Annotated in this window: 24 protein-coding genes; 13 read left to right on the top strand and 11 right to left on the bottom strand. The window is 60.7% G+C overall.

What is annotated here, in order from left to right:
- Positions 1-40 precede the first annotated feature (40 nt).
- On the top strand, positions 41-1,294 hold the full coding sequence (locus tag H6866_02225) for a hypothetical protein (GenBank protein ID USO08056.1): 1,254 nt from the start codon (positions 41-43) through the stop codon (positions 1,292-1,294).
- A 108-nt stretch (positions 1,295-1,402) separates the two neighbouring features.
- Positions 1,403-1,642: a hypothetical protein gene (locus H6866_02220; GenBank protein ID USO08055.1), complete on the top strand. Its 240-nt coding sequence runs from the start codon at positions 1,403-1,405 to the stop codon at positions 1,640-1,642.
- Between the two features lie 24 nt (positions 1,643-1,666).
- On the opposite strand, the gene H6866_02215 is transcribed toward H6866_02220, so the two are convergent.
- From H6866_02215 to H6866_02205, 3 genes are read right to left on the bottom strand one after another with little or no spacing between them, the layout of a single operon-like run.
- Entirely contained in the window at positions 1,667-2,311 is a 645-nt protein-coding gene (locus tag H6866_02215; GenBank protein ID USO08054.1) for a site-specific DNA-methyltransferase, read from the bottom strand.
- Positions 2,308-5,619 (bottom strand): efflux RND transporter permease subunit, encoded by a 3,312-nt coding sequence (locus H6866_02210; GenBank protein ID USO08053.1) that lies wholly within the window; start codon positions 5,617-5,619, stop codon positions 2,308-2,310. The genes H6866_02215 and H6866_02210 overlap by 4 nt, the downstream gene beginning before the upstream one ends.
- A complete protein-coding gene (locus tag H6866_02205; GenBank protein USO08052.1) occupies positions 5,616-6,920 on the bottom strand; it encodes an efflux RND transporter periplasmic adaptor subunit in 1,305 nt (434 codons plus the stop codon). The genes H6866_02210 and H6866_02205 overlap by 4 nt, the downstream gene beginning before the upstream one ends.
- A gap of 401 nt (positions 6,921-7,321) precedes the next feature.
- On the opposite strand from H6866_02205, the gene H6866_02200 reads away from it, so the two are divergent.
- Positions 7,322-7,873, top strand: a complete 552-nt coding sequence (locus H6866_02200; GenBank protein USO08051.1) for a DUF924 domain-containing protein — start codon at positions 7,322-7,324, stop codon at positions 7,871-7,873.
- 164 nt (positions 7,874-8,037) lie between these two features.
- Positions 8,038-9,111 (top strand): RimK family alpha-L-glutamate ligase, encoded by a 1,074-nt coding sequence (locus tag H6866_02195; protein ID USO08050.1) that lies wholly within the window; start codon positions 8,038-8,040, stop codon positions 9,109-9,111.
- Positions 9,112-9,157: 46 nt separating this feature from the next.
- Here H6866_02195 and H6866_02190 read toward each other — a convergent pair whose 3' ends face one another.
- Positions 9,158-9,970 (bottom strand): hypothetical protein, encoded by an 813-nt coding sequence (locus tag H6866_02190; GenBank protein USO08049.1) that lies wholly within the window; start codon positions 9,968-9,970, stop codon positions 9,158-9,160.
- Positions 9,971-10,028: 58 nt separating this feature from the next.
- Between H6866_02190 and H6866_02185 the strand changes: the two genes are divergently transcribed.
- The 4 genes from H6866_02185 to H6866_02170 all read left to right on the top strand — a co-directional run bounded on the left by H6866_02185 (position 10,029) and on the right by H6866_02170 (position 13,347).
- The gene (locus H6866_02185; GenBank protein ID USO08048.1) at positions 10,029-10,796 is read left to right on the top strand and encodes an SDR family oxidoreductase; all 768 of its coding nucleotides are present in this window, start codon (positions 10,029-10,031) and stop codon (positions 10,794-10,796) included.
- 4 nt (positions 10,797-10,800) lie between these two features.
- Positions 10,801-12,303: an aldehyde dehydrogenase family protein gene (locus H6866_02180; GenBank protein ID USO08047.1), complete on the top strand. Its 1,503-nt coding sequence runs from the start codon at positions 10,801-10,803 to the stop codon at positions 12,301-12,303.
- 39 nt (positions 12,304-12,342) lie between these two features.
- Positions 12,343-12,765 (top strand): hypothetical protein, encoded by a 423-nt coding sequence (locus H6866_02175; protein ID USO08046.1) that lies wholly within the window; start codon positions 12,343-12,345, stop codon positions 12,763-12,765.
- 372 nt (positions 12,766-13,137) lie between these two features.
- Positions 13,138-13,347 carry a DUF465 domain-containing protein gene (locus H6866_02170; protein USO08045.1) on the top strand — a complete coding sequence of 70 codons (210 nt, stop codon included), beginning with the start codon at positions 13,138-13,140 and terminating at the stop codon, positions 13,345-13,347.
- A 72-nt stretch (positions 13,348-13,419) separates the two neighbouring features.
- Here the strand turns inward: H6866_02170 and H6866_02165 are convergent, their stop codons facing one another.
- The 7 genes from H6866_02165 to H6866_02135 form a co-directional block, all read right to left on the bottom strand.
- The gene (locus H6866_02165) at positions 13,420-13,635 is read right to left on the bottom strand and encodes a hypothetical protein (GenBank protein USO08044.1); all 216 of its coding nucleotides are present in this window, start codon (positions 13,633-13,635) and stop codon (positions 13,420-13,422) included.
- A gap of 82 nt (positions 13,636-13,717) precedes the next feature.
- Positions 13,718-13,825, bottom strand: coding sequence for a cytochrome bd-I oxidase subunit CydX (cydX, locus tag H6866_02160; GenBank protein USO08043.1), 108 nt, complete (start codon positions 13,823-13,825; stop codon positions 13,718-13,720).
- Positions 13,826-13,858: 33 nt separating this feature from the next.
- Positions 13,859-15,001: a cytochrome d ubiquinol oxidase subunit II gene (gene cydB, locus H6866_02155; protein ID USO08042.1), complete on the bottom strand. Its 1,143-nt coding sequence runs from the start codon at positions 14,999-15,001 to the stop codon at positions 13,859-13,861.
- An 18-nt stretch (positions 15,002-15,019) separates the two neighbouring features.
- Entirely contained in the window at positions 15,020-16,576 is a 1,557-nt protein-coding gene (locus H6866_02150) for a cytochrome ubiquinol oxidase subunit I (protein ID USO08041.1), read from the bottom strand.
- 17 nt (positions 16,577-16,593) lie between these two features.
- Complete coding sequence (locus tag H6866_02145; GenBank protein ID USO08040.1) at positions 16,594-16,794, bottom strand: hypothetical protein; 201 nt, start codon at positions 16,792-16,794, stop codon at positions 16,594-16,596.
- Between the two features lie 186 nt (positions 16,795-16,980).
- Positions 16,981-17,613, bottom strand: coding sequence for a DUF1013 domain-containing protein (locus H6866_02140; GenBank protein ID USO08039.1), 633 nt, complete (start codon positions 17,611-17,613; stop codon positions 16,981-16,983).
- A 75-nt stretch (positions 17,614-17,688) separates the two neighbouring features.
- The gene (locus H6866_02135; protein USO08038.1) at positions 17,689-18,678 is read right to left on the bottom strand and encodes an NAD(P)H-quinone oxidoreductase; all 990 of its coding nucleotides are present in this window, start codon (positions 18,676-18,678) and stop codon (positions 17,689-17,691) included.
- A gap of 36 nt (positions 18,679-18,714) precedes the next feature.
- On the opposite strand from H6866_02135, the gene H6866_02130 reads away from it, so the two are divergent.
- From H6866_02130 to H6866_02110, 5 genes are all read left to right on the top strand, one after another.
- Complete coding sequence (locus H6866_02130) at positions 18,715-18,903, top strand: DUF1192 domain-containing protein (GenBank protein ID USO08037.1); 189 nt, start codon at positions 18,715-18,717, stop codon at positions 18,901-18,903.
- A gap of 153 nt (positions 18,904-19,056) precedes the next feature.
- Positions 19,057-19,860 carry a 3-hydroxybutyrate dehydrogenase gene (locus H6866_02125; protein ID USO08036.1) on the top strand — a complete coding sequence of 268 codons (804 nt, stop codon included), beginning with the start codon at positions 19,057-19,059 and terminating at the stop codon, positions 19,858-19,860.
- Between the two features lie 68 nt (positions 19,861-19,928).
- On the top strand, positions 19,929-20,975 hold the full coding sequence (locus tag H6866_02120) for a GMP reductase (protein ID USO08035.1): 1,047 nt from the start codon (positions 19,929-19,931) through the stop codon (positions 20,973-20,975).
- 90 nt (positions 20,976-21,065) lie between these two features.
- Positions 21,066-21,557: a hypothetical protein gene (locus H6866_02115; GenBank protein ID USO08034.1), complete on the top strand. Its 492-nt coding sequence runs from the start codon at positions 21,066-21,068 to the stop codon at positions 21,555-21,557.
- Between the two features lie 402 nt (positions 21,558-21,959).
- Positions 21,960-26,588, top strand: coding sequence for a hypothetical protein (locus H6866_02110; GenBank protein ID USO08033.1), 4,629 nt, complete (start codon positions 21,960-21,962; stop codon positions 26,586-26,588).
- The last annotated feature ends 83 nt before the right edge of the window (positions 26,589-26,671 follow it).

Here is a 26,671-nt window from a genome sequence, read left to right as displayed (position 1 = left end):
TTTGTTGTTCTGAAAAATGCATGTGTGCTTAACTCGGCACATGCACAGATCTTTCACAGGCCTTGCCGCGCCGGATCCGGATTGGCGTCTTTGCGATATCATTATCGCTTGGGATGAACTCGAAAAATCCATCGACGGTTATCCGCCCGTCGATTCCAACCTCGTTGGCCATAGAGCGGATTTTACCTTTTCCTATCGCGCCGAGGTCATTGACGCTTTTTCCGGTTTACGGAAGGAGGCGCTTTCCCTTGGCAATACCGATATGGTTTCGCGTATCGACCAATTTCTGCTTTACATCGATTGCGCGGAACATCCCGAGAAGCACCCTTTTTACGAGTATTTCCCGGCGATGACGGGTCTTCGACTGAACTCATTTGCCGAAGCGCGTCTTGCCCAAGCGAAAGAGAAGCTGACTGCGCATCTTGAAACCATAAGAATTCCCTTTGAGGGCGTGGAGGATGCGCTTTATGGCGTAGAACCGGGAATGGACGCCGAAGAATCTGGCACGCATATCCGCACGCGCATTGGGAAGGAACTGGAGGATTTCAAGGCGGTGACAGGGCTTGATGTCGCTCTCGATTACGATGTGAAAGTTATAGAGGATGCGGCGCCGTGGACTGGCTGGATGAGCGGGGATGCGGACGGCAAGTTTTTGCTGCGTTTCAACAAGACGCATATTCCGGCTTTAAGCCCTTCCTACCTTATGTATGTCGGGCGTCACGAGCTTTTGGGCCACGCCGTCATGGAAACGCTTATGCGCCAACGTGTGCTTTCGGGCGAGTTGCCGCGCAGTTGCGGCATCATCACAATGGCGGACAATTGCATCGTTCAGGCTGAAGCCCTGGCTGAAACGGCGGATCGTCTGGTTTTAAGCCATGAGAAGCCGGTTGAAACGGCATGGCGATTGTTGACAGATTATAAACGGCTTGTCGCGAACAACGCTTTTGTTGTTTTGGCGCGCCAAGGGATGGACGAGGCTAGGGAATATTATACCGAACACGTTCCGCGCTGCCGTGAAACTGGTTATATGCGACTGTTTAATGGCCTTTTAAGCGCCAATCCCCAGCCGCGAATGTACATCCCCGTTTATGCGTGTGTTCGGGCGGCGATGGGTGAAGCTTTCGATGTGTATGGTCGGGAAGCATTTGGAGCAATGTATGGTCAGCTGTACCGGAATTTCGGTGGCTTTAAAATTGGTGTAAATGATGCGCTTGGCCTAGATATGGCCCTCCGCGCGCTGGGGCGGACGCAGGACACAAAGCCGGAGGCGAAGCTGCGGGTAGGTTTTTTGTGAATAGGCTTGGAAAAAGTTAAGCCAAGCCACGGCGTTTTTAATGAAAATCACAGAAAATCCTTATTTTTTCCCTTGCTTATAGTGATGTGGAAATGTATCTAAGCGGCCATGAAAACCGCGCTTGCCTTTGCCGATGCTGCCGCCATGCCCGCCACGCCCGATTTGCGTGAGCGTATGATGGCGGCGTTCAACGCCCAAAGCCCTGTTGCGGGCGGCGATGGCAACAATGTCGTGGCCTTGGTTCCGCGTAATAAAAATCGCGACCCGCGCGGCGGCAGCGACGGCGGCCCGCCCGCCGGCATGGTGATGCCGGATATGTCCATCGGTGCCGTACCGTTTTACGGCTGAATGCAAACCCGCCATCAGGCGGGTTTATTTTTTGCGGAAGATCAGGCAGTGGGTATGGGGATAGCCCTGTTTCGCGGGCGACCAACGGACGATGATTTCATCTTCCTGATCGAAGCCGCGGGCGACGCAGGCGGCGATATCGCGCACCAGCGGCGTGAAGCGTTTACCGTGGTGCAGATTGTCGGCCTGTACGACCAGTGCCGCGTTCTTTTTCATCAACGGCGCGATGTTGCCGAAGATCAGCGCCATGCGCCTTAAATAGACGTCATAGCCCGCATGGCGCGGGTTGCCCGCGAAAAGCGGGTTCCAGCGATGGTGCCGCGGCATGTAAGGCGGCGAGGTCATGCAGAAATCCATCTTCGGCAAGCCGTAGCGCGCAAGTTTTGCCGCGTCGCCAGGGACCAGATTTTGCCAGTGTTCCAGTTGCCCCGCGACCCATTCAAAGCGTTTGACGTCGGCCTCGACGCCGAAAGGGATGCGCTTCATCTCCTCGGCCACGAACAATGTCGTGCCAAGGCCGGTGAACGGGTCGAATACCCTGTCGCCGGGCTTGGTATATTTTTTGAGGAAATGGCGGACCAGCGCTTCGGGATAACGGATCTCGTCGCCTTCAAACGGCGGCGTCGGGCGCTCAAGCCGGAAAGGAATCTGGATCAGGGATTCCGTCATGCGAACGGGTCTTCTTTTTCGTCCGCATCCATATGCGTTTGGGCGACTTCGTCCGCATCCATATGCGTTTGGGCGACTTCGTCCGCATCCATATGCGTTTGGGCGACTTCGTCCGCATCCATATGCGTTTGGGCGACTTCGTCCGCCCAGGGGTCATCCCCATCCGCCGGGACGGTATGGAGCGGTTTTTGCGGGCCGGTGCGGCCGGTGATTTTCTGGATCAAGCCATAGAATACCGGCGTCAGGATCAGGCCGAAGAAGGTGACGCCCAGCATGCCCGCGAACACCGCGGTGCCCATGGACTGGCGCATTTCCGCACCCGGACCCGTGGCCAACACCAGCGGCACGACACCCAGAATAAAGGCGAAGGACGTCATCAGGATCGGACGCAGACGCAGGCGGCATGCCTCGACCACCGCCTGAATCATGGTTTCGCCGTGTTCTTGCCGATGGCGCGCGAATTCGACGATCAGGATCGCGTTCTTGGCGGCAAGGCCGATCAGCACCACGAAGCCGATCTGGGTAAGGATGTTGTCATCCATCCCGCGCAGGTGGACGCCGATCAGCGCGGCCAGCACCGACATCGGCACGATCAGGATGATCGCCACGGGCAAGGTCCAGCTTTCGTATTTCGCCGAAAGCACCAGAAACACGAAGACAACGGACAGCGCGAAGATATACAGGGCGGCATTCCCGGCCTCGATCTGCTGGAGGGCCAGTTCCGTCCATTCCCAGCCGATACCGGGGGGCAGGTTTTTGGCCAGTTTCTCCATCTTATGGAGGGAGTCGCCCGAGCTGTAGCCCGGCGCGGTGTCGCCCGACACCGCGATGGCGACCGACTGGTTGTAACGTTGGATCAGGCCCGCGCCGGTGGTTTCGGCCATGCTGACCAACGTGCCCAGCGGCACGGTCTGGCCCGCGTTGTTACGGGTTTTCAGGCCGGATATGTCTTCGGGCCGGACGCGGTTATCCTGCTGCGCCTGCGCGATCACCTGATACACATGGCCAAAGGCGTTGAAGTCGTTGACGTAGGCCGAGCCGAGATAGACCTGCAACGCGCCGAATACGTTGGCAAGCGGGATGCCCAGCATCTGCGCCTTGACCCGGTCGATGTCCAGATGCACCTGAGGCGCGCTGGCGGTGAAGGTGGTGTAAACGGATTTCAGCCCCGGCGTCTGGTTGGCCTGTCCGATCAGGCCGTTTGCCGCCGCCATCAAGGCGGGCAGACCGACGCCGCCCTTGTCCTCGATCATCATCTTGTAGCCGCCGGCGGAGCCGATGCCGCGCACGGGCGGGGGCGGAATGACGATGATGAAGGCATCCTCGATCGCGCCAAGGCGCTGTTGCAGGTTGCCGATGATCGCGCCCATGGTTTGCGACGGGCCGGCCTTTAGTCGTTGGTCGAAATCCTTAAAGCGCGCGAAAATCGCGCCGGAATTGGACGCGAAGGTGAAGGTCGCGCCGGAAAGGCCCGAGAAACCGACCGCGTTTTGCACGCCGGGCGTATCAAGCATGATTTTGGTCGCGCGTTTGACCACCGCGTCGGTGCGCGCAAGCGACGCCCCGTCCGGCAACTGGACGACGACGATGGCGTATCCCTGATCCTGCATCGGGATAAAGCCCGTGGGCACCTTGCCCGCCATGAAGACGGTGGCGAAAACCAGCCCGCCATAGATCAGCAGCATCAGAAAGCTGCGCCGCACGACCAGGCCTACCATGCGGCTGTAGCCGTGGCTTAGCCGGTTGAAGCCGTTGTTGAACCCGTCGGCGGCGCGCCCGAACAGGCCGCGTTTCGCGTGCGCGTCATGCGGTTTGAACAGCAACGCGGCAATCGCGGGCGAAAGGGTAAGCGAATTGAACGCCGAAAGCACCGTCGCCACGGCGATGGTCATCGCGAACTGTTTGTAAAACTGGCCCGACATGCCGGGGATGAAGGCGGTGGGCACGAACACCGCGCACAGGACAAGGGCGATTGCGATTACCGCGCCGCCGACCTCGTCCAGCGTCAGGCGCGCGGCCTGTTTTGGCGTCTTGCCTTCGGCGATGTGGCGTTCGATGTTTTCGACCACGACGATGGCGTCGTCGACCACGATGCCGATGGCCAACACGAGGCCGAACAGGGTAAGCAGGTTAAGCGAGAACCCGAACCCGTCCATGATCGCGAAAGTGCAGATCAACGAAACGGGAATGGCGAGGATCGGGATGATCGCCGCGCGCCATGATTGCAGGAAAATCAGGATGACGAGGACGACGAGCAGGATCGCCTCGAAGATCGTGTGATAGACCGCGTCAATGGAATCCGAAATGTATTCGGTCGGGTTGTAGACGATCGTGTATTCAAGCCCCTTGGGAAAATCCTTTTGCAGTTCCTCCATCCGGGCCTTGACCTTGTCGGCGGTGGCCAGCGCGTTCGATCCGGGGCGCTGGAAAATCCCGATCGCGACCGCCTGCTTGCCGTCGAGGTACGAGTTCAAGCCGTAGCTTTTTGCGCCGAGTTCAACGCGCGCGACATCGGAAAGATAGGTGACGCGTCCATCCTGATTTTTGACGATGACCGAGCGGAATTGTTCAGGTGTCGAAAAGCGCCCCTGCGTCGTCACCGTATACTGGAAGGCGTTGTCGGCGGGGGCGGGCGGCTGGCCCAGAGAACCGCCCGACACCTGAATATTCTGGGCGCGCAGGGCATTGACCACGTCGTCCCCGGTCAGATCTCGGGCGGCGAGCTTGTCCGGGTCGAGCCAGATGCGGATCGCGTATTCGCGTTCGCCGAAAATGCGTGCCTGGCCTACGCCGTCGATGCGGGTCAGTTCGTCCTTCACGTGCAGCGAGGCGTAGTTGGAGATGTAAAGCTGGTCGAGCGTGGAATCGGGCGAAAGCAGGTGCACGACCATCAAAAAGTCGGGCGAGGATTTATTGGCCGAAACGCCCAGACGGCGGACGTCGTCTGGCAGGCGGGGCAGGGCGGTGCTGACGCGGTTTTGCACCTGCACCTGCGCGAGATCGAGGTCGGTGCCGATCTTGAAGGTGATGGTCAGGCTCATCGACCCGTCGGCGGTGGAGTTGGAGGACATGTACAACATGTTCTCGACGCCGTTGACCGCGGCCTCAAGCGGGTTCGCGACCGTGTCGGCGATGGTCTTGGCATCGGCGCCGGGATAGGCGGCGGAAACGACGATGGTGGGCGGGACGACTTCGGGGTATTGCGCGACCGGCAGGTTGACATAGGCGATCGCCCCGACCATCACCATGATGATCGCGATGACGGCCGCGAAAATCGGGCGTTCGACGAAGAAATGCCCGAATTTCATTGCGCCTTATCCTTTTGTCCGGAGTCCGTTTGTCCGGAATTCGGCAGCCCGGAATCTGCAGGTTTGTCCGCAGTTTCATTGTCGGCTGGGGCGGCTGACGGGGGCGGTAGGTTGGACATGTCGCCCGGTTGATCATCTTGCTTTATTTCGGTGCGGGTGGGCGCCACGGGCGCGCCTTCGTGCGCGCGCTGGATGCCGTTGACGACGATCCATTCGCTGCCGTCCAACCCCTTGGTGACGATGCGCAGGCCGTGATAAAGCGGGCCGGTTTCGATTGTCCGTGCAGCGACGATATTATCCGGGCCGACCACGTAAACCAGCTTGCGCGACTGGTCGATCACCACCGCGTCGTCGGGGATCAGGATGCCGTCGCTTTGGCCGCCAATGCGAAAACGCGCACGGCCGAACATGCCGGGCGTCATCAGGCCGTTCGCGTTGGGCACCACCGCGCGGGCGCGCATCGTGCCCGTGCCCTGCGCCAACGTGTTGTCGATGAAATCAACCGCGCCGGCATATGGGTAATCCTTTTCGTCGCCAAGGCCCAGATCGACCGGAATTTTAGGCGTTCCGCCGGTCTGCGCCGGGTCGGCAACGCGGCGGGCGTAGGCCAGATAGGTGGGTTCGTCGATGTTGAAATAGAAGTAGATCGGGTCGATCGAAACGATGCTGGTCAGCACGTTCTGGCCCGCGGCCACCAGATTGCCGGGGGTCACCAGCGCGCGGCCGATGCGCCCATCGATGGGGGCTGTGATGCGGGTGTAGGCAAGATCGAGTTTGGCGGAATCGACCGCGGCCTGCGCCGCCGCCACCGCCGCCACCGCACTGTCGCGCGCAGCGCGGCGCTGGTCGAGCAGGGCGGCGGAAACGTCGCCGGTCTTGTACAGGTCGGCCGCGCGGTCATAGTCGCTTTTGGCGGCGGCGACCTGGCTTGCGGCCATGGTGCGGTCGGCCTCGCGCTGGTGCAGTGCCGCTTCGAACGGGCGGGGGTCGATGACGAAAAGCGGGTCGCCCTTGTGGACGATTGTGCCGTCGGTAAATTCGGTTTTGGTCAGATAGCCCGACACGCGTGCGCGGATGTCGACGCTTTCAACCGCTTCGAACCAGCCGGCGAAATCGCGGTATTCGCTGACCGGGCCTTTCACGGGTTGGGCCACGGTCACCGGCATCGCAGGCATGCCACCGCCCATGGCGCCGGCCTTGCCGCCCGCATTCTGGTCCTTGCCCTGATCGCAGGCGGCGAGCAGCGGCAGGCAGCCCGCCAGCAGGAACAACACGAGAAAAAACGGTTTTATCTTTTGCATCGTGCCTGATGTCCCTTTGCTTGCGCCCGGTCGCCGGCAATAGGGGGCGCGCAGGCCGTGTCAGTGCTGTTATATGCGTTCTTTTGTCACGAAATTCAATCCCTTAAGCGTCGCGCGCGGCAGATATTTTGTCGCGGGTTTTGGTTTGTCGTGTTGTCCGGGCACTGTTGTCGTGCATGATCGCCGATTTAAACGTTCTTGGTTTTGTCTGATATTATAAACAAGATGATTCACAGATCATGGTCTATGACCTGTGTACTGGTTTTGATTTTATACTCATGGCTATAATGGTCAGTTGCATTTCAGGTTCGGGATGCATTTTCGTCCATGATTGTAGCGTTTTCGAGCGATTTACTTTTAATCCATTGAAAAACAATGTAAAAAGTTTATAAACTTAGGTTATGAAGGATAGCAGAGCCGCCATTCTGGATTTTTGGTTCGTGGAAACGCGGCCCGCGCAGTGGTTTCAGAAAAACCCTGATTTCGATGCGCTGATCCGCGAGCGTTTCGGTGCGGATTACGATCTGGGCATCGCGGGCATATACGATAGCTGGGCCGGGGAGGCGGACGGATGTCTGGCGCTGTGCATCCTGTTCGACCAGTTCCCGCGCAACATGTTTCGTGAAACAGCCCGCGCCTTTGCCACCGACGAAAGGGCGCTCGACGTGGCCGAACGCGCGTTGGCAGCGCGGTTCGATGCGCTGTTGTCCGTGCAAAAGCGACGATTTTTATACCTGCCTTTCGAGCATGCCGAGGACCTCGCACACCAGGACCGCTCCGTGGCCCTGTTTGAAGCCATGCAAAAGGAGGATCCAACGGGGTATGCGTATGCGTTGCGCCACCGTGACGTCATCGCCCGGTTCGGGCGGTTTCCGCATCGCAATGCGGCGCTGGGGCGTGGGTCGACGCCGGATGAGGTCGCCTATCTGGCGGGGCCGGACGCGGGGTTTTGATATAGGTTAATTCATTGAAAAATATGGGAACTTTTCCCCATAGGCTGGCGTTTGTGGGTAGAATGGCGGCAAGACTTGCGCGAAGGGTGCGGCTTCTGCTATTCGGATTGTGACAAAATTGTGTCCAACCTCATTCTCCCCGACAATCTGACAAAAGGAAGCCCATGAAAATCTGGCTGTTTTTTCACGGTCCCTTGCAGGAAGGCTATCCTGAAGCGCATGAAATTCTGCGCATCTGCGATGAAGCGGAAAAGCGCGGCATCGATTATGCCGTCCTCAACCCCGATCTGATCGACCTGCTGGTCGATTCCAAGGGGGAATGGAGCGCGATTTACGAAGGCAAGCGTCTGGGGCTGCCCGATGTCATCATTCCGCGCACGGGGACCGAAACGACCTATACCGGCTATTCGGTCATGCGGTTTTACGAACGGCTGGGCGTGCCGTTTCTGAATACGCCGCGGATCGTCGAAACCGTGGCCGACAAGCTGCATACCTTGCAGGTGCTGGCCGCGCACGGCATTCCGGTGCCGCGCACGATGCTGGGCAAATATCCGCCAGATTGCGACATGATCGAGCGCGAATTCGGTTTTCCACTGGTGGTCAAGACGCTGAAAGGTACGCGCGGGGGCGGGGTGTTTCTGGCGGAAACGCGGGACAAGTTCAAGGATTTGATCGATCTGATCGCGGAAAGCGGCGCACAGAACCACGTCATTTTCCAAAAATACGTCAATGCCAGCCACGGGCGCGATCTGCGCGTTTTTATCGTCGGCGGCAAGGTCCATGCGGTGATGGAACGGCAATCGACTTCCGGCTCCTTCAAATCGAACATCAGCCGCGGCGGGGCAGGCAAGCCGCATCCGATCACGCCGGAGATAGCCAAGCTCGCGCTTGACGTCGCGCACCAGTTGCGGCTGGAGGTCACGGGCGTGGACCTTTTGTTCGATGAAAACGGGTTCACCGTGTGTGAGGCCAATTCAAGCCCCGGTTTCTCGGGTCTTGAATCCAGTTGCAACATCAATGCAGCGGGGCTGATCCTTGATGCCGCGATCGCCAAATCGGGCAAGAAACTGCCGAGAATGGGCAACGGCCTCAAGGCCATCGGCGCGGCTGCCGGCGCTTTGTGGGGACGGGTGTTCGGGCGCGGCAAGGCGCGCACCGTGGCGGCGCCGGTACGTCCGGTAGCGCCAGCTTCGGCGCCGCAAGATCTGCAGGGCACGCCCATGGATATGGCGGCCTGAGTTTTCAGGGTACGGAACGAAAAAACCCGCCTGTCCGGCGGGTTTTTTATTGGGTGATGTTGGAGTCGAGCTCCGATGCGCCGCCTGCCTCCGGCGCGGTGGCCGGCGCGGGCGCTTTGGGCGCTATCGGCTTGGGCTGGGGCACGGCGGGCGGGGCTTCCCCCACGACGCGGGTCTTGATGTCGTAGCCATCCGTATCGTTGGGCAGGAAGGCGACCTGCACCGGGACATCGCGATTGCAAAAATCATATGTCCATTCCTCGAACCAGCCGTGGCTGCTGTTGGTCTTGCCCAGCGTGCCGTCGGCGTTGCGGTAGCCCAGCAACCTTGTATAGCCCGCATGGGCCGTATCGGCACAACTGGCGTCGGTGCGGGCGATCGCGAGCGCACCGATATGTTCGGCATTGCGCTGTGAGGCGGGGTCGGAAAGGGTTTCGCCGGGCAGCAGGGCCAGCAGCAGGGGCTTAAACCCGCCGCCGCGGCCGACGCCGAGCATGTTGACCTGCCAGACCTTGCCACAGCCGCGAATGCGGACATGTTCGGCCCAAACGCCGCCTTCCGGCGCGGGAAAACTTTGTTCCGTCGCCACTGGTGGGTAGGTCTGGAAGCCGTAGGCGGTGGGCAACTGGCGGACGACCTGTTCGAGATTCTGGCATTCGTCGATCTGGCGGCGATACAGAAAGCGCGCGGCCTGGGTTACCTGTGTGTCGAACTGGGTGTTGTTGGCGGCGAACTGCATCAGGCGGGTACGGTTGTCATCGGCCGATTCGGCGCGCGCGGGGAGGGAAGCCGCATAGGTGCACGCAAAGGTGCACAGGGCAATGAAAACGGACAATCCGGCTTTGTAAGTCGCGCGCATGAGGGTATTCTGTCGTTGCGTTTGCGTTTTGCCAACAGGAAAGAAGGATCAATCCATCGTGTCCATGCGGTTCGCCAACCGGGTGGTGGTGGTAACGGGCGGGGCTTCCGGTATCGGGCTTGCCGCCGTTGCCGCATTCCTTGAGGAGGGGGCCAGCGTTCTGGCCGCCGATATCGACGAGGCGCGGCTGGAAGCGGCGGTCGAGGCCGCACCGCGCGAATACGCCAAACGCCTGACGCCCGTGGTCTGCGATTCCGGAAATGCGCGGCAGGTCGCGGCCATGGTCGGGCATGCGATGAACAGGCTTGGCGGGTTGGATGTGCTGGTCACCAGTGCCGGGATCGTGCGCCGGGCCCCTTTTTCCGAAATTTCCGAGGCCGATTTCGATGCGATTTTACGCAGCAATCTTAAAGGTACATTTTTGTGCGTTCAGGCGGCGGCCCACGCGATGGGCGAATGCATCGCGCGCGGGCGCGACACGCTGGGCAGCATCGTGATGCTGGCCAACGACACGTCGTTTTCGGCGCTGCCGCACATGGTGCCGCACGCCATTGCCGCCGCAGGGGTGGAGCGGATGGCGCGTTCGCTGGCCCGTCCATTGGCGCAGGCGGGCATCCGCATCAACGCGCTGGGCGCGGGGCCGACCGATACGCCGATGTTGGCACGCGCGGCGGGCAATGGGAAAACCGCGCTGAACGCCGGGCTTGCGCGGCAGGCGCAGGGCCGCGTGCTGGCGCCGGAGGACGTCGCGCAGGCGGTCTTGTATCTGGCCAGCGCCGATTCAGCCACGATCACCGGACAAACCATCGGAACGGGAGCCGATTGACGCCATGCCTGAACGCAAGGAAATACTCGCGGCCTTCGGGCTTGACCGTATCAAGGGCGACCTGAGCGTTTATTCGCCGGTCGATGGCGCGCCTTTGGGGAGCGTGCCGCAGCAAAGCGTCGAGGATGTCGCGGCAGCGGTCGACGCCGCAGTCATCGCCTTTGCGCAATGGCGCAATGTGCCCGCACCGCTGCGCGGCGAGCTTGTGCGCCTGCTGGGTGAAGAATTGCGCGCATCCAAGGAGGCTTTGGGACGTCTGGTGACGCAGGAATGCGGAAAAATACTTTCCGAAGGGCTTGGCGAAGTGCAGGAGATGATCGATATCTGCGATTTCGCGGTCGGCCTTTCGCGCCAGCTTTACGGGCTGACCATGCCATCCGAACGGCCAGGCCACCACATGCGCGAAATGTGGCATCCGCTTGGTCCCGTCGCGGTCATCACCGCGTTTAATTTTCCGGTCGCGGTGTGGGCGTGGAACACGGCACTGGCGCTTGTGTGCGGCGACAGCGTGATCTGGAAGCCTTCGGAAAAAACACCTTTATGCGCGTTGGCATGCGAAACGATTTTTGAGCGCGCGGTCGCCCGTTTTCGTGACCAGGGGCATGCCGCCCCGATCAAATTGCTGCAAACCGTCATCGGCGGGCGCGATGCTGGACAGGTGCTGGCGGCGCACAGGCAAGTGGCGCTGGTTTCGGCCACGGGCAGCAGCGCGATGGGGCGCGCGGTGGCGCAAACCGTGGCCGGGCGGCTGGGCCGTTCGCTGCTTGAACTGGGCGGCAATAACGCGATGATCGTCACGCCTTCGGCGGATCTGGACATGGCGGTGCGGGCGATCTTGTTCGGCGCAGTCGGCACGGCGGGGCAGCGTTGCACCAGCCTGCGGCGGCTGATCGTGCACGAGGATGTCTATGAACGGCTGATCCCGGCGCTGAAAAAGGCGTATACCGCGGTGCGCGTTGGCAATCCATTCGATGCGGCGACGCTGGTCGGGCCGCTGATCGACGGCGATGCCTATGCGGCGATGCGCGATGCGCTCAAGCAGGCGGAGGTCGAGGGCGGAACGATCATCACGGGCGGTGCGCCGGTGCCGGTGGCGGGGCAAGGGCATTACGTCACCCCCGCATTGGTGGAAATGCCGCAGCAAAGCGCGATCGTGACGCACGAAACCTTCGCCCCGATTTTATACATCATGAAATACCGGTTGTTCGACGCGGCGCTGGCCATGCACAACGCGGTGCCGCAGGGGCTGTCATCGTGTATTTTCACCACCGACATGCGCGAGGCCGAGGCGTTCGTATCGGCAACGGGATCCGATTGCGGTATCGCCAACGTCAATATCGGTCCGTCGGGGGCGGAAATCGGCGGCGCGTTCGGCGGCGAAAAGGAAACCGGCGGCGGGCGCGAAAGCGGCTCGGATTCATGGAAAAACTATATGCGCCGCCAGACCCAGACGGTGAATTACTCCTCGCGCCTGCCTTTGGCACAAGGCGTGGTGTTCGAGGTGTAAATTCGACACGCGTTTTTGTTTTATGTCATATTTCGCGACATGCCGCGTCCCGTGTTCCATGTTGCCAACGAGTTCGAGTTCAACGCCAATTTCGTGCCGTTGATGCAGGGCCGTTTTTGCAAAGGCATCATGTGTCTGAGCAAGACGATGGACGAATACCAGTTTGTCCTGATGGCGCGGTCGGAAGACGGGCGCATCGTCGCGGCGGCAAAATTGCTGGCCGCGCCGGGTTTGCTTAGTCTGCGGTATATCGAAACGGCGCATGACGCCAAGAGAAACGGGTATGGCCGGCGGCTGTTCACGCAGCTGTTTCGCCATGCGGCGCAAAGCGGTGTGGGTGTGCTGGAAATCACGGATTATACGCGGCTTGGCGCCAAATATCTGATGCCGCACGAAGAACGGTTGGCGCGGGTCGTTTATCCATGGGTTATGACCGAAGGGATTTCACCCCCGTTCCTGTGAATATTTTTTGAAGTCTTCGGGCGATTCAGCATCCGTTAAGGAATCGCGATTAATCTGGGATCAGAACAGGCCGTGTATACGGCTTTTCATCTCTCCATGTTTGTCAGTGTGCATTGAGCCGCCGCCGTCTTCCGGCGGCGGTTCTTTTTGATTCTGTGCGGGCGGGCGGCGCCCCTTTTCCAAAATTCATTAAGGAGTCTTTAGCTGTTGCCCTGCAACAATGGATAATCAGCATGATTATAGTGGGTTAGCCTGCGGCGATGAAAATGCCGTGACGAGGTGGCGAAAACGCCATCCGCGTGCTATCTTGTATCTATTCAGCTGAATGTATCGGGTCCAACACGAACTCTTAGTTTCGAAGGAGAAACCGAAATGCCGCAAGAACGCCTAGAAGCCTTGCAGCGGAAGCATTCCATGCTTTCCGCGCTGATTGAACGGGAAGAAAGCCTGCCTGCTGCCAATGAAAGTTATGTACGCCAGCTCAAGCGCCAGAAGTTGATGATCAAGGATATCCTTTCGGGAATTCGCGACGATCTTATGGACGAAGCGCGCGAACGACAGCAAACTTATGGTCGTGCCTGAAGGATATTTATCCGCATGCGAATAAAACCCCGCCGCCCTTTTTGGGCGGCGTTTTTCATGCCTGATCGCCATTCATACGGGTGCGTGCGTGAAATAAAGCATCAGGCAGGCGGCAAGAAAGGCGGCATAGGCGGCAGGGGCGGAAAGCAGGACGTGCAGAACCCGGTTGCGGGGGATGAAGCCTACGCCGCGCACCAGTCCTGCGATCATCGCCCATATCAGCAGCATCAAGGTGCCGTGGTCCGCGCGGCCGTCTGGGCCGATCAGCGGGCGGGGATAGATGCTCAAGCCCAAGGCAAGCGCACAGGCCAGAGAGAGCGCGCCCCAAGAGATGCCGGGTGGAGCGATACCGGGCGGCGAAGCGGGTCGGTCAGGTTTCGGGCTTGTTGCGGGCGTCTTCATTCTCACCCCAAATGGCGTTGAGGATCGCCAGCAAAACCGCGAACCCCACGCCCAGAACCCAGGTCAGATACCACATGATCGAATCCTCCGTGCCCGGTTTTCAAGCCGGTCAGTAAACGGTTTTCTTGTTCTTTTCGATGTATTCCGGGGTCACCTTGCCCGCCATCACGCGGTAGGCCCATTGGGTATAGAAGATGATCAACGGCATGAAGATGACCACCGCCCAGAACATGATCGACAGCGTCAGGTGGCTGGATGTGCTGTCCCAGACTGTCAGGCTGGAGCGCGGATCGCTGGAGGACGGCATGATGAACGGGAACATCGACACGCCTGCCGTCGTGATGATGCCGGTCATCATCAGGCTGGAGCCAATAAAGGCCAGCCCCGTGCGCCCGGCGCGGGCCAGCGCCGTCGCCGCCAAGCCTGCCACGAAAGCTAGCAGCGGTGCAGTCATGGCGATGGGCCAGCGGTGATAGTTTTCCAGCCAGCCGCCCGCGACGCGCGCCACGTCCTTGGCCAGCGGGTTGGGCAGCGATGCCGGGTCGAGGACCGAGGTAATGGCATAGCCGTCGATGCCGCCGCGCGCGATCCAGATTCCCGCCAGCGCGAACAGCGCCAGCGCCAGCGGGCCGAACACGCTGGCCGCCTTGCGGGCGCGGGCGTGGACGTCGCCGATTGTGCGGTGCATCAGGTAAACCGCGCCGTGAAAGGTGATCATCGCGCTGGATACAAGGCCGCAAACCAAGGCAAAGGGATTGAGCAGCGCCCAGAACGTGCCGGTGTAATGCGGCATCAAGGTATCGTCGAAATAAAAGGGCACGCCTTGAAGCAGGTTGCCGAAGGCGACGCCGAAGATCACCGGCGGCACGAACCCGCCGATGAACAGGCCGATATCCCATGTCTTGCGCCAAAGGGGGCTTTCGATCTTGCTGCGGTAATCGAAGCCGACGGGACGGAAGAACAGCGACCAGAGCACCGCCAGCATCGCCCAGTAAAAACCCGAAAACGCGGTGGCGTAGACGAAGGGCCATGCCGCGAAAATCGCGCCGCCGCCGGTGATGAACCAGACCTGATTGCCGTCCCAGTGCGGGGCGACGGTGTTGATGACGACCCGGCGTTCGGTGTCGCCCTTGCCGACAAAGGGCAGCAATGTGCCGACGCCCATGTCGTGGCCGTCCATGATCGCGAAGCCGATCAACAGGACGCCGACCAGAACCCACCAGATGAGCTTGAGTATCACGAAGCTGAGCATGGCATCATCCTTTCCGGGTCAGTGAGCCGTGTCGGGCGTTGTGTCGGGCATCGTGTCGGGTATCGTGTCGGGGCCTAGGCGCGCGAATTTGAACATCAGGTACATCTCCACGATCAGCAGCACGGTGTAGAAGCCCACGAAACCGGCCAGCGACCCGTAAAGCGATTCGACACTCAGGCTTGAAACCGAAAGATGGGTCGGCAGGACGCCGTAAATCGTCCATGGCTGGCGGCCGTATTCGGCGACGAACCAGCCAAGCTCGCACGCGATCCACGGCATCGGCAGGAACCACAGCGCCCAGCGCAGCAGCCAGCGGTGGCGTTCAAACGTGCCGCGCAGGGTGGTGTAAAAGGACAGCGCGAACAGGGCAAGGAAGGAGAAGCCCAGCCCCACCATCGCGCGGAAGCCCCAGAACATCGGGGCAACACGGGGGATGGTGTCATCGGCGGCCTTGTCGATGATCGCGGGGGTGACCATGTTCATGTCGGTCACGTATTTACGCAGCAAAAGTCCGTAGCCCAGATCGGCCTTCTCGCGCGCGAACCGTTCCTTGAGCGCAGGATTGTCAGGGTTTTTGCGTAACGCCTCCAGCGTGCGCACCGCGCGCATGCCGCGGGCGATACGCTCGCGATTTTCCGTCTTGATTTCATCAATGCCGGGCAGTGTGTGGGTCAGGGATCGGGTGGCGATAATGCCCAGAACCCATGGAATTTTGATTTCCCAGTCGTTCTTCATTTCCTTCTGGTTGATCCCGGCCAGCAGGGTCAATGGCGCCGGGGCGGGTTCGGTGTGCCACATCGCCTCCATCGCGGCGAGTTTGGTTTGCTGCGCCTCGCCGATCGTGTAGCCGGAATCGTCGCCCAGCACGATCACAGAGCAGGCAGCGGCAAAGCCGAACGCGGCGGCAATGCGGAAGCTGCGGCGCGCGATTTCCAGATGTCGGCCCTTAAGCAGATACCAGGCCGAAATGGAGAGCACGAACATCGCGCCGGTGACATAGCCCGCCGAAACGGTGTGCACGAATTTGGCCTGTGCGATGGGGTTGAAGATGATGTCCCAGAAATCGGTCATTTCCATGCGCATGGTGACATAGCTGAAATCTGCGCCGAGGGGGTTTTGCATCCAGCCGTTGGCGATCAAAATCCACAGGGCGGACAAATTGGTGCCCACCGCCATCAGGATGGTGACCATAAGATGCTGCGTTTTTGGCAGGCGGTCCCAGCCGAAGAAAAACAGGCCGATGAAGGTGGATTCGAGGAAAAAAGCCATCAGCCCCTCGATCGCCAGCGGCGCGCCGAATACGTCGCCGACATAGTGCGAATAGTAGGCCCAGTTGGTTCCGAACTGGAATTCCATGGTGATGCCGGTGGTGACGCCCAACGCGAAATTGATGCCGAACAGCTTGCCCCAGAATTTGGTCATGTCGCGGTAGACAGGCTTGCCGGTCATCACATAGACGCTTTCCATGATCACCAGCATCCATGTCATGCCCAGTGTCAGGGGCACGAACAAGAAGTGGTACATGGCCGTGGCCGCGAATTGCAGGCGGGAGAGGTCGACAAGTTGGTCGGTCATCTGGAAACTCCTAAACGCTAGCCATTACCGTCAATATGCGCGGCCATGCCGGCCACGTCCACATGGACGATCGTGCCGCGGATCAGAAAAAACAAGCCGGCCAGAAGGGCCAGTTTCACCGTCATGGCCAGCGCGAGTTCCAGATAATAGCGGCGCTCGTGCCGATGATGCTCGTGTTGATGACCATCTGGTGTGTTCGTGTTCGATACCGGCGGCATGGCACAAAGCTAGTTGCGCCGTGTGGTACCGTCAACGCGTTCTGCCGCCTTGCGCTTTTGCACACGGACGCACAGGGGACGCACAGGGACGCACAGGGGGGAGGTATGCGTGGGCAAGTGCGAAGGCGTAAGCAGGCGCGCGCCGCACGGGATGTTTTTGGAATGTTTTAATTTGAGTTCAGGAACTCAGGACCCGGTGCCGCGCAGGAAATTGGTGAAATCGAAGCCGGAATCCTTGGATTTCGGTTCCTCGGCGGTTTCCGTTTCCTCGACCGGGGGTTTCCAACGCCCTTCCTTTTCGGCCTGTTTACGGGCCTTTTGCACCAGTTTATCGAATTCCTGATAGGTGCACAGGCCCAGTTCAACCGGCGAGCGGGGCTGGAAATTGCCGCTGTTGGGGTGGGTTTTGTCGCGCACCGACTGGATGGTGCCGCGGGTCGTGCCGACCAGACGGCCGATCATGTTGTCGTTGAGTTCGGGATGGTGCTTGAGCAGCCAGGCGATCGCGTCCGGTTTGTCCTGGCGCTTGGAGATCGGTGTATAGCGCGGGCCCTTGGAGCGCTGGCGCGGTTCCGGCAGGTCGGTCTTGATCGCCTGCATCCGGTAGCTGGTGTCAGCCTGAGCCTTGTTGATTTCATCCTGAGTCACAAGGCGGGCCTGAATCGGGCTTTGGCCGGTGATTTTCTGCCCTTCCTCGTCGGCGATGGTCTGGACCTCAAGCGGGTGCAGCGCGCAGAAAGCGGCGATCTGGTCGAAGGTCAGCGTGGTGTTCTCGATCAGCCACACGGCGGTGGCCTTGGGCATCAGGGGCGCGGTCATAACTGGTTTTCCGTCCTTGGTTTTGGCTTGAATGGGCGGCACTATACCCATTTTCGCCTGGAATGCCAGAAAATATTAAGGATTGGAAACGCTTAGGACCACCTTGCCGCGGTGCTTGCCGGATTCGATATGGCGATGCGCCTCGGCGGCGTATTCCAACGGAAAAACCTTGTCGAGAACCGGGGTGACGCGTCCGTTGGCGATCATCGGCCAGATCTTGAGGTCAAGGTCGGCGGCGATCGCCGCCTGTTCCGCCATGGGACGCCCGCGCAGTGTGGCTCCGGTAAGGATCAGGCGCTTGCGCATAAGCGTGGGAATGTCGATCTGGGCGGTCTTGCCGCTCATATGCGCGATCGAAACATGGCGTCCGTCGGGGGCCATGATTTCCATGTCCCTGGCCAGCACGCCGCCGCCCGACATGTCCAGCACGACGTTGATGCCATCGGGCACCACGCGGCGCAGAACCATGGCGTAATCCTCCATCGATCGGTCGATGGCCATGCGCGCGCCCAGACGGATGCACAGGCGCTTTTTTTCAGAATCCCCCGTAGTGACGTAGACCGAGGCGCCGCATTGATGCGCCATCTGGATCGCCATGACGCCCACGCCGGACGTGCCACCGTGGACCAGCAGGGTTTCGCCGGCGCGCAGTTTGCCGCGCATGAATATGCTGCTCCAGGCCGTGAACATGGATTTGGGCAAGCAGGCGGCCAGCTGCATGTCCATGGATCCGGGGATTTCGTGGCACAGGGATTCGTGCGCGATCGCATATTCGGCATAACCCCCGCCGGGCAGCAGGGCGCAGACGCGGTCCCCGACCTTGAAACGGGTGGCGGCGGCGCCCACGGCTTCCACCACGCCTGATACTTCAAGGCCCGGAATGTCGGTCACACCTTCGGGCGCGTCGTACAGGCCGCGACGCTGCAGGATGTCATCGCGGGTCACGCCAGCCGCGACCACGCGCAAAATCACCTCGTCCGGGGCGATGACGGCGACAAGTTCGCGTTCGGTCAGGCGCAGGGCCTCGGGTCCGCCGCCCTTGCCGGTAATTTCTATGGCCCGCATTCTTGTCCCTTCCCGTGATCGTGTTATGTTTCGGGCATGTTCGACGACGATTTTGTGCCGCAAAAAGCCAAGCCACAACCAAAAAAGCTCGATTCCCTATCCGTGGACGAGCTTGAAGATTATATCACAGAACTCCAAGAGGAGATTGTCCGCGTTGAAGGCGAGATCAAACGCAAAAAAGCCTCGGCTCAGGCCGCGGCGGGCTTCTTCAAAAAGTCGGACTAGGTTTGCGCCGCGCCTTAACCTTGCGTTGTAGGGCGGGGTTGCGTAGGCGTGGATTGCCGCGCGCAAGCCTGAACACCGAGAGACAGTTTCTGCGCGAAGGGCGTTCTGGTAATGCAGCAAAAAAGTATTGAAAGAGTCGGAAAGGAGATACGCATGAACGCGGCATCGAAAAAGTCATTGAAGGGTAAGGTCGCGCTGGTCACCGGGTCGACCAGCGGCATCGGGCTTGCCGTTGCACGGGCGCTGGCGGCGGAGGGCGCGAACGTCATGATCAACGGTTTCGGCGATGCCGCAGCGATCGAAAAAGAGCGCAAGGGGCTAGAGGCCGATTTTGATGTTAGCGCGTGGTATAACGGCGCGGATTTGTCCAAGGAAGATGGGGTCAAAGCCATGGTTGGCGACGCGATCGCCAAGGGCGGGCGGCTGGACATACTGGTCAATAACGCCGGCATCCAGCACACGGCGCCGGTCGATGAATTTCCGTCTGAAAAATGGAACCTGATTTTATCGCTCATGCTTTCGGCGCCGTTTTTCGCGATACAAGAGGCTCTGCCCGCCATGCGCAAACAGGGGTGGGGGCGGATTGTGAATATCGCATCCGTGCACGGGCTTGTGGCTTCGGTCAACAAGGCGGCCTATGTTTCCGCCAAGCACGGTTTGACCGGCCTGACCAAGGTCGTGGCGCTTGAAACCGCGCGTCAGGCCATCACCTGCAACGCCATCTGTCCGGGGTGGGTGCATACGCCGTTGGTGCAAAAGCAGATCGACGCCATTGCCGCGCGCGACAATATTTCCGGCGAAGCCGCCAAGGAAAAGCTTTTGTCGGAAAAGCAACCTTCCGGCGAGTTCACTAGGCCCGAGGATATTGCCGCGATGGTCGTTTTCCTGTGTTCGGAAAACGCAGCGCAGATGCGCGGAACCCTCTGGGTGCAGGACGGCGGCTGGACGGCGCAATAGCAATTTATGGTCTTTGGCCCACGGGTCTGCTAAACCATGCGGGCAACCGAAACAGGCAGGAATTGGGCATGCGTATCGAGGAAGACGTCAAACTGGATTTCAAGGATGTTCTGATCCGGCCCAAGCGCAGCACGCTGGGCACGCGGCGCGACGTGGACATCCGGCGCGAATTCACGTTCAAGTGGAGCGGGCGGAGCTTCAAGGGCACACCCATCGTGGCGGCCAACATGGACGGCGTGGGCACCATGGCGATGGCTCGCGCATTCGCCAAGCATGGCGAGGGGCTTGGCGTGGCGCTTACCAAGCATTATTCGGTCGCCGATCTTGCTGCGTTTTTCAAGGCGCCGGAATCCGATGCCGCGTGGTATTCGCTCGGCACCACCAAGGACGATCAGGAAAAGCTTAAAGCCGTGCTCAAGAAGGCCGACAAACAGCGCCTGACGAAGATCTGCATCGATGTCGCCAACGGCTATTCGGAGGCGTTTGTCACGTATCTCAAATCCATGCGCGAGGCCTATCCCAAAATGACCATCATGGCGGGCAACGTGGTGACGCATGAAATGACCGAGGAACTGGTTCTTTCCGGCGCGGACGTCGTGAAGGTGGGCATCGGGCCGGGCAGCGTGTGCACCACGCGCAAAATGACCGGTGTCGGATATCCGCAGCTTTCGGCGATTATCGAATGCGCCGATGCCGCGCACGGTCTGGGCGGGCTGGTGTGCGCCGATGGCGGATGCACCGTGCCGGGCGATCTGGCCAAGGCGTTCGGTGCCGGGGCGGATTTCGTGATGCTGGGCGGGATGCTGGCCGGGCACGACCAGTCGGAATGCGAAATCGTGGAAAGACAAGGCGAGAAATTCGTGCAGTTCTATGGCATGAGCAGCAAGACCGCGATGACCAAGCACAGCGGCGGGGTGGCGGAATACCGCGCGTCGGAAGGCAAGACCGTCAGCATCAAATATCGCGGCGACGTGAAGGCCAGTTTGCAAGATATTCTGGGCGGTATCCGTTCGGCCTGCACCTATGTCGGGGCGCGGCGGCTGAAGGAGCTTTCCAAGCGCACCACCTTCGTGCGCGTAACGCAGCAAATCAACACCGTGTTCGGGGAATCCTGAAAACGCGTGCGGGGCCTTGTTGGCGCTTGCGTTTGGCGGTGGGGGTGCTAGTGTCTGGCGACATTCCCCCGAAATTGATGGAAGATAAGCATGGATGAGATCAAGCAACGCCTGAAAGACGCCTCGGACGCCTGCATTGCCACTTACGAGGCCTGGCGCGCCAAGGCCAACGATCACAGTGCGCGTGAAGCGCTACAGGAGGCCGTGCACGAGCTGCGCAAGGTAGCGGCAAGGCTTGAGATCGATCTGGCCGTTTCCGACCGCAAGGCACAAGGCAGCGAGCCGATCCCGATTCCCGCGCACCGCGCGGCGCGCCGTCAGGGCGCGCAAGAGGCCGAGGGCGATGACGGCAACCGCGGCAATCGTCAATCTAGCGGCAATCCGGGCGGACGCGGCGGTCAAGGTGCTGCGCAAGGTGGCGCCCAGGGCAGCGGGCGTCCGGTACAGATCCGGCGCGCGCCGGAAGGCGATGCTGCGGCTTCGATTGGCAACGATGCGCCTTCTCCTGCGTCCGGTGGCGAGGAAGAGGGTGGCAAAAAGCGCCCGCTTTCCCTGCGCCGTGGGTCGACGGATTCGGAATAATCCGTACAAATCATAAGGGATCTATGGCCTTACGCGTGGCCCGGTACGTCCGGGTCATGGGTAGGCCGTTTTGTGTCGGTTAAATTTCCTTAACGTCTGTTTATTTTACGCACAGGTTTTTGCCGGATCTGCGCTGTTTCCAAATTACTGAAAATAAATGAAAAAATGCGGGGCTTGAGTCCTAAACTCCTGTTAACCATTGCCTTGGTATGATAGGTTAAGGATGGTTAACAACCATCCCTGCCGCGTGGGGAGTACCGCTTGCTTCGATCGTTAAAAAATGGCCAAAAACAGGCCGTTTCAAGCCATAATCCCAATGCCGCGCCCCGTCCGTACGGGGCGGCGCAACGCCTTGCGGCGGGCGTTTTGATTCGCTCTTTGGCCTTTGTCGCAAAACCATTTATGCCTGCGGATGCTTGGGTCAAGTCCCGCCTTGTCCATAAACCCGCGCGCGGCAACGTGTTCGCCCTGCTGTTCGGCGCGGTCGCGCTGACCGGCGTTCTGGCCGCGGTAGGCATGCAGACCCTGACCGGGCCGGTGACCACCATCACCCGGGTTACCCAGAAAAACATCGCCGAAACCCAGCTGCTGATGGATGCGCGGATCATCATCAACGCAGCGGTGGCCGGCACCGCCGGGGGCGATGCGGATACGGACGGATTTATCGAGCCGGTGGCCTACGTTGCCGCCGCATCGGGCGAAACGCCACCCACCAATGGCGGGTTCCTGCCGACCACGCTCGGCCTTTCGCTGACCGACCCGTGGGGCAACAAATACGGGTATTGCGTGTGGGACCACGGTTCGACCAACAGTTCGGCCAACCGCATCACGGGCGACAACAACGCCACCAACACCGCCGATCAACAGCCGGTGATTGCGCTTATCTCCGCCGGTCCGGACCGCGTGTTCCAGACCCCGTGCCCGACTTACAGCGCGGGCAACATCATGGACGTGCAGCGCGCGGGCGACGACATCGTGCAGGACTTCACCTATGCGCAGGCATCGGCCAATTCCAACGGGCTGTGGTCGCTCAACCCTTCCGATCAGACCAAGGCCGAGCTTAAAAGCTCCGGCGCGGGCGGCGCGCCGCAGGTCGCGAATGTCAGCATCGACCGCGACACGGGTATCGGCGAATTCCTTGGCATCACCACGGATTCCATCGTCGCCAAAACCGACACGATCGACGTGCAGGGCGGGCTGAAGCTCGATTCAAATTATCAGGCGGCGTCCGCGACCTGCACCAACGCGCAGGAAGGCGCGATCCGCTATAACTCCGGGGCGGGCGTCAAGACGCTTGAGGTATGCAACGGCACGGACTGGATTCCGGCGGGCTCGGATATCTGGAAGCTAGACGGCACGAACGTGCATCTGAAGGACAATGCCAACAATGTCGGCATCGGCCTCGACAACCCGTCCGAAAAACTCGACGTGTCCGGCAACATCAAGGCCAGCGGCAATCTGGCGGTCGGCGGCACGGCGGATGTCGTCGGCAATTTCGCGGTCAACACCGACAAGTTCACGATCAACGCCACCAACGGCGATACGCTGGTCGCCGGCAATCTGGGTGTCACCGGCAACGGCACGGTGACCGGCACACTGGGCGTGACGGGCGCGGGGACGTTCGATTCCACCGTTGCCGTCGCGGGCGACTTCACCATCAACACCGATAAATTCACCGTCGCGGCCACCAGCGGCAATACCGCCATCGCGGGTACGCTGGGCGTGGGCGGCGACGTCGACGTGGGCGGCGGCAAGTTCACCATCGGCGCGGCGACCGGCAACACGGCCGTCGCGGGTACGCTGAACGTTACCGGCGATACGGCTCTTTCCGCCAATCTTGCGGTGACCGGCAACGAAACCGTGAGCGGCACGCTTTCGGTTACCGGCAACACGGCCATCGACACCAATACATTATATGTGGACGCAACGGCCAACGCGGTGGGGATCGGTACGACATCACCCGCCGCGGCGCTGGACGTCGCGGGCGCGATCAAGGTCGGGTCGCAGAATGCGTGCGACGCGGGCGGCGCGAATAACGGGACCGTGCGTTACGAATCCAGCACCAAGAAATTCCAAATCTGCGTCGACGGAACGTGGAACAGCATTTCCTCGATCGACAAGCTGGACGATATCGGCGACGTCGCCATTTCCGAGGTCGGCACGCCCAGCGACAACGACGTGCTGGTCTGGGACGCGTCGAACAGCCGCTGGGTGGCCAAAAACATCGCCATGGTCGGTCCGGCGCAGGTCAGCGTCGCGGGCGTCGACGGGTCGGTCCAGTTCAAGGAAGGCAGCGATCTGGCGGCGGACGATGCCAATTTCCATTACGACAACACCAACAACCGGCTGGGGCTTGGCACCAACACGCCCGGCGTCACGCTGGACGTCGTGGGCGCGGCGTCCGTTTCCGGCAACCTTACGGTCGACACCAATACGTTGTTCGTGGACGCGACCAACAACATGGTCGGCATCGGCACGCTGGCTCCGGCTTCGGCGCTGGACATTTCCGGCGCGGTCAAGCTGGGCACGCAGGCGACTTGCGACGCGGGCGGCGCGAATGACGGGACGTTGCGTTTTAACGGCACCAAGCTGCAACTGTGTCTGTCCGGAACATGGGGTTCGATCAATTCCGGCGGCAACGGCATGGCGGGCGACGTGCCAGACGCCATCGATTGCGGCACAGGCGGGTATCGCCGGGTGCTGTACCTGCAATCGACCAACGCCACGCAATATCTGTATCAACTGGTCGCGGGCGCCGCGGGCATCGGGATGCAGGTGGTCTACAGCGCCGCGGACGGCAGCCATGTCAGCACCACCAACACGGCGGGCTGGGCCAATGCCGACGGATGCGACGGCAAAAGCTTCGCCACCCTGACAGACGAGGGGCGCAGCTTCTATTTCATGGACGGGCAAGGCGCGGTGGGCGCGGGCGGCGCGCCGCAGGACGCGACCTATATCACCCAGACGCCGAATTTGACCTTGAGCAACGAACAGGCGCTGTCCACCCTGGCCACCGGCATCGTCAAGGTGACCACGGGCACGGGCGTTCTTTCATCCGGCGCGGTCGACCTTTCGGGGGCCGAGGCGACGGGCACGCTGGCCGCCGGGCGCTTTCCGGCGTTGACCGGCGACGTCACCACCAGCGCGGGGTCGCTGGCCACCACCATCGCCGCGAACGCCGTTACCAGCGGCAAGATCGCGGACGGCACCATCGCCACGATCGACCTTGCCGACGGGTCGGTGACGCTGGCCAAGACCGGGGGCATCAACACCGGCAAGCTTTTGGGCCGGTCGTCGGCGGGTGCCGGCGCGGCGGAGGAGCTGAGCGTCGGCTCCGGCCTTTCGCTGTCCTCCGGCACCTTAAGCGTGTCGGGCGTCGGGGCGTCATCGATCACGCCGGACTCGCTCGACTTCACCGAATTCAAGGACGCGATGGCGCTGGACGCCAGCACCGACATCGCCACCGGCGCCTATACGCTTTCGATCACCAATGACGGCACGGGCAACAGCCTTGTGGTCAACGATAACGGCGCGTCGGATGCCACGCCTTTCGTCATCGACGCGTCGGGCAATGTCGGCATCGGCGCGCCAACGCCGGTCGCCAAGCTGGATATCGTGGGCGGCGCACGGGTGGGGGCGGACGCCACCTGTACGGCGGGCAAGGCCGGGATGCTGGCGTGGAATTCCAACGCGTTGCAGGTGTGCTTGAACACCGGATCATTCGCGACCATTTCCAGCGCGACGGGCGGGGCCACCGCGTCGGGGGCCGACGGGTCGATCCAGTTCGCGACCTCGGGCGTGCTCGATTCCGATCCGACCAATCTGTACTGGGACAAGGCCAACCACCGTCTTGGCATCGGCATGACGACGCCGCGCAAGGCGATGGACGTCAATGGTTACATCGTCGCGCGCAACCGCGTTACCTTCGCCAATGACGGCACCACCACCAGCCCGATTTGGAACATCGACAACAACTCCGACACGCTGCGCATTTTCCGCGAACCGGATATGAGCACGCCGGGCACGGTCTATATGACCATCAACAACAGCGGCTATGTCGGTATCGGTCCGGCCTCGGCCACATCGCCTTTCCACGTCGCCAAGACGATGACAGATACGTCCGGGGCGAATTATATGGCGTACAAGTCTTTGACCGTGGCGCCGACGGCAGACGGCACGGCGAATTACTACGCCGATTACAATGTCACCACCGTTACCAGCGACAACGTGGTCAATGCTGTGTTCGGGCAATTGAACGGTGCCAGCCACACGGGAGCAGGGGCGATCACCAATTTCGTGGGCGGGCAAAACCAAGTCTACAACTCTGGCACGGCCACGGTGACCTATGGTTACGGCGGTCGCAACCTGTATTTCAACAATGCGGCAGGCGCGACCACGACCAGCGCCTTTGGTGCGGATAACGGCATCTTTGCCAATGTCGACGGTCCGACCATCACCAACGCCTATGGTGCCTATAACCGCGCGGTGGCAGCCACCGGGACCACGGCGGCAACGCTGGTGACCAACGCATTCGGCGCCTATAACACGACGGTTAATAACGGCACCGGTGGCATTACCGCTGCTTATGGTTCCTATAACGCGCTCAGCAACAACGATGCGGGTGCGATCACGTCTGCTTATGGTGCGTTCGGTACAGTGGTTAACGCCCTGGGCGGCACGATCACGAACGGCTATGGTCTGCTGGGGCGCATCAACAACGCAGGCACAGGCACGATCACCACGGGTAAAAGCCTGCAACTGGATATGCTCAATTCCGGCGGCGGCAGCATCGGCACGTGGTACGGCCTGTACATCCCGGCGATCAGCGGCACCGCGCCGACCACCGGGCGCTATCCGTCTATGTCGCCGATACCGGCAACAATTATTTCGCAGGCAATGTGGGGATTGGGACGAGCAGCCCCAGTCAATTGTTGGATGTTTATGCCACAGGTAGTCCTGCCATTGCGCTTACCAATGCTAGCCAGCAATGGGGTTTGCAGACCCGTAGCGATATTTCCAATGCCTTTGTAATCAAAAACCTAACTACACCATATAATGCATTTGTCATCACAACAGATAACAACGTGGGCATCGGGACGACGTCGCCGGCGGCG

This window comes from Rhodospirillales bacterium, assembly GCA_023898805.1.
Taxonomy (GTDB): domain Bacteria; phylum Pseudomonadota; class Alphaproteobacteria; order Micavibrionales; family UBA1664; genus UBA6145.
The sequence above is the reverse complement of the archived record's forward strand: the minus strand, read 5'-3'. Positions and strand labels throughout refer to the sequence as shown.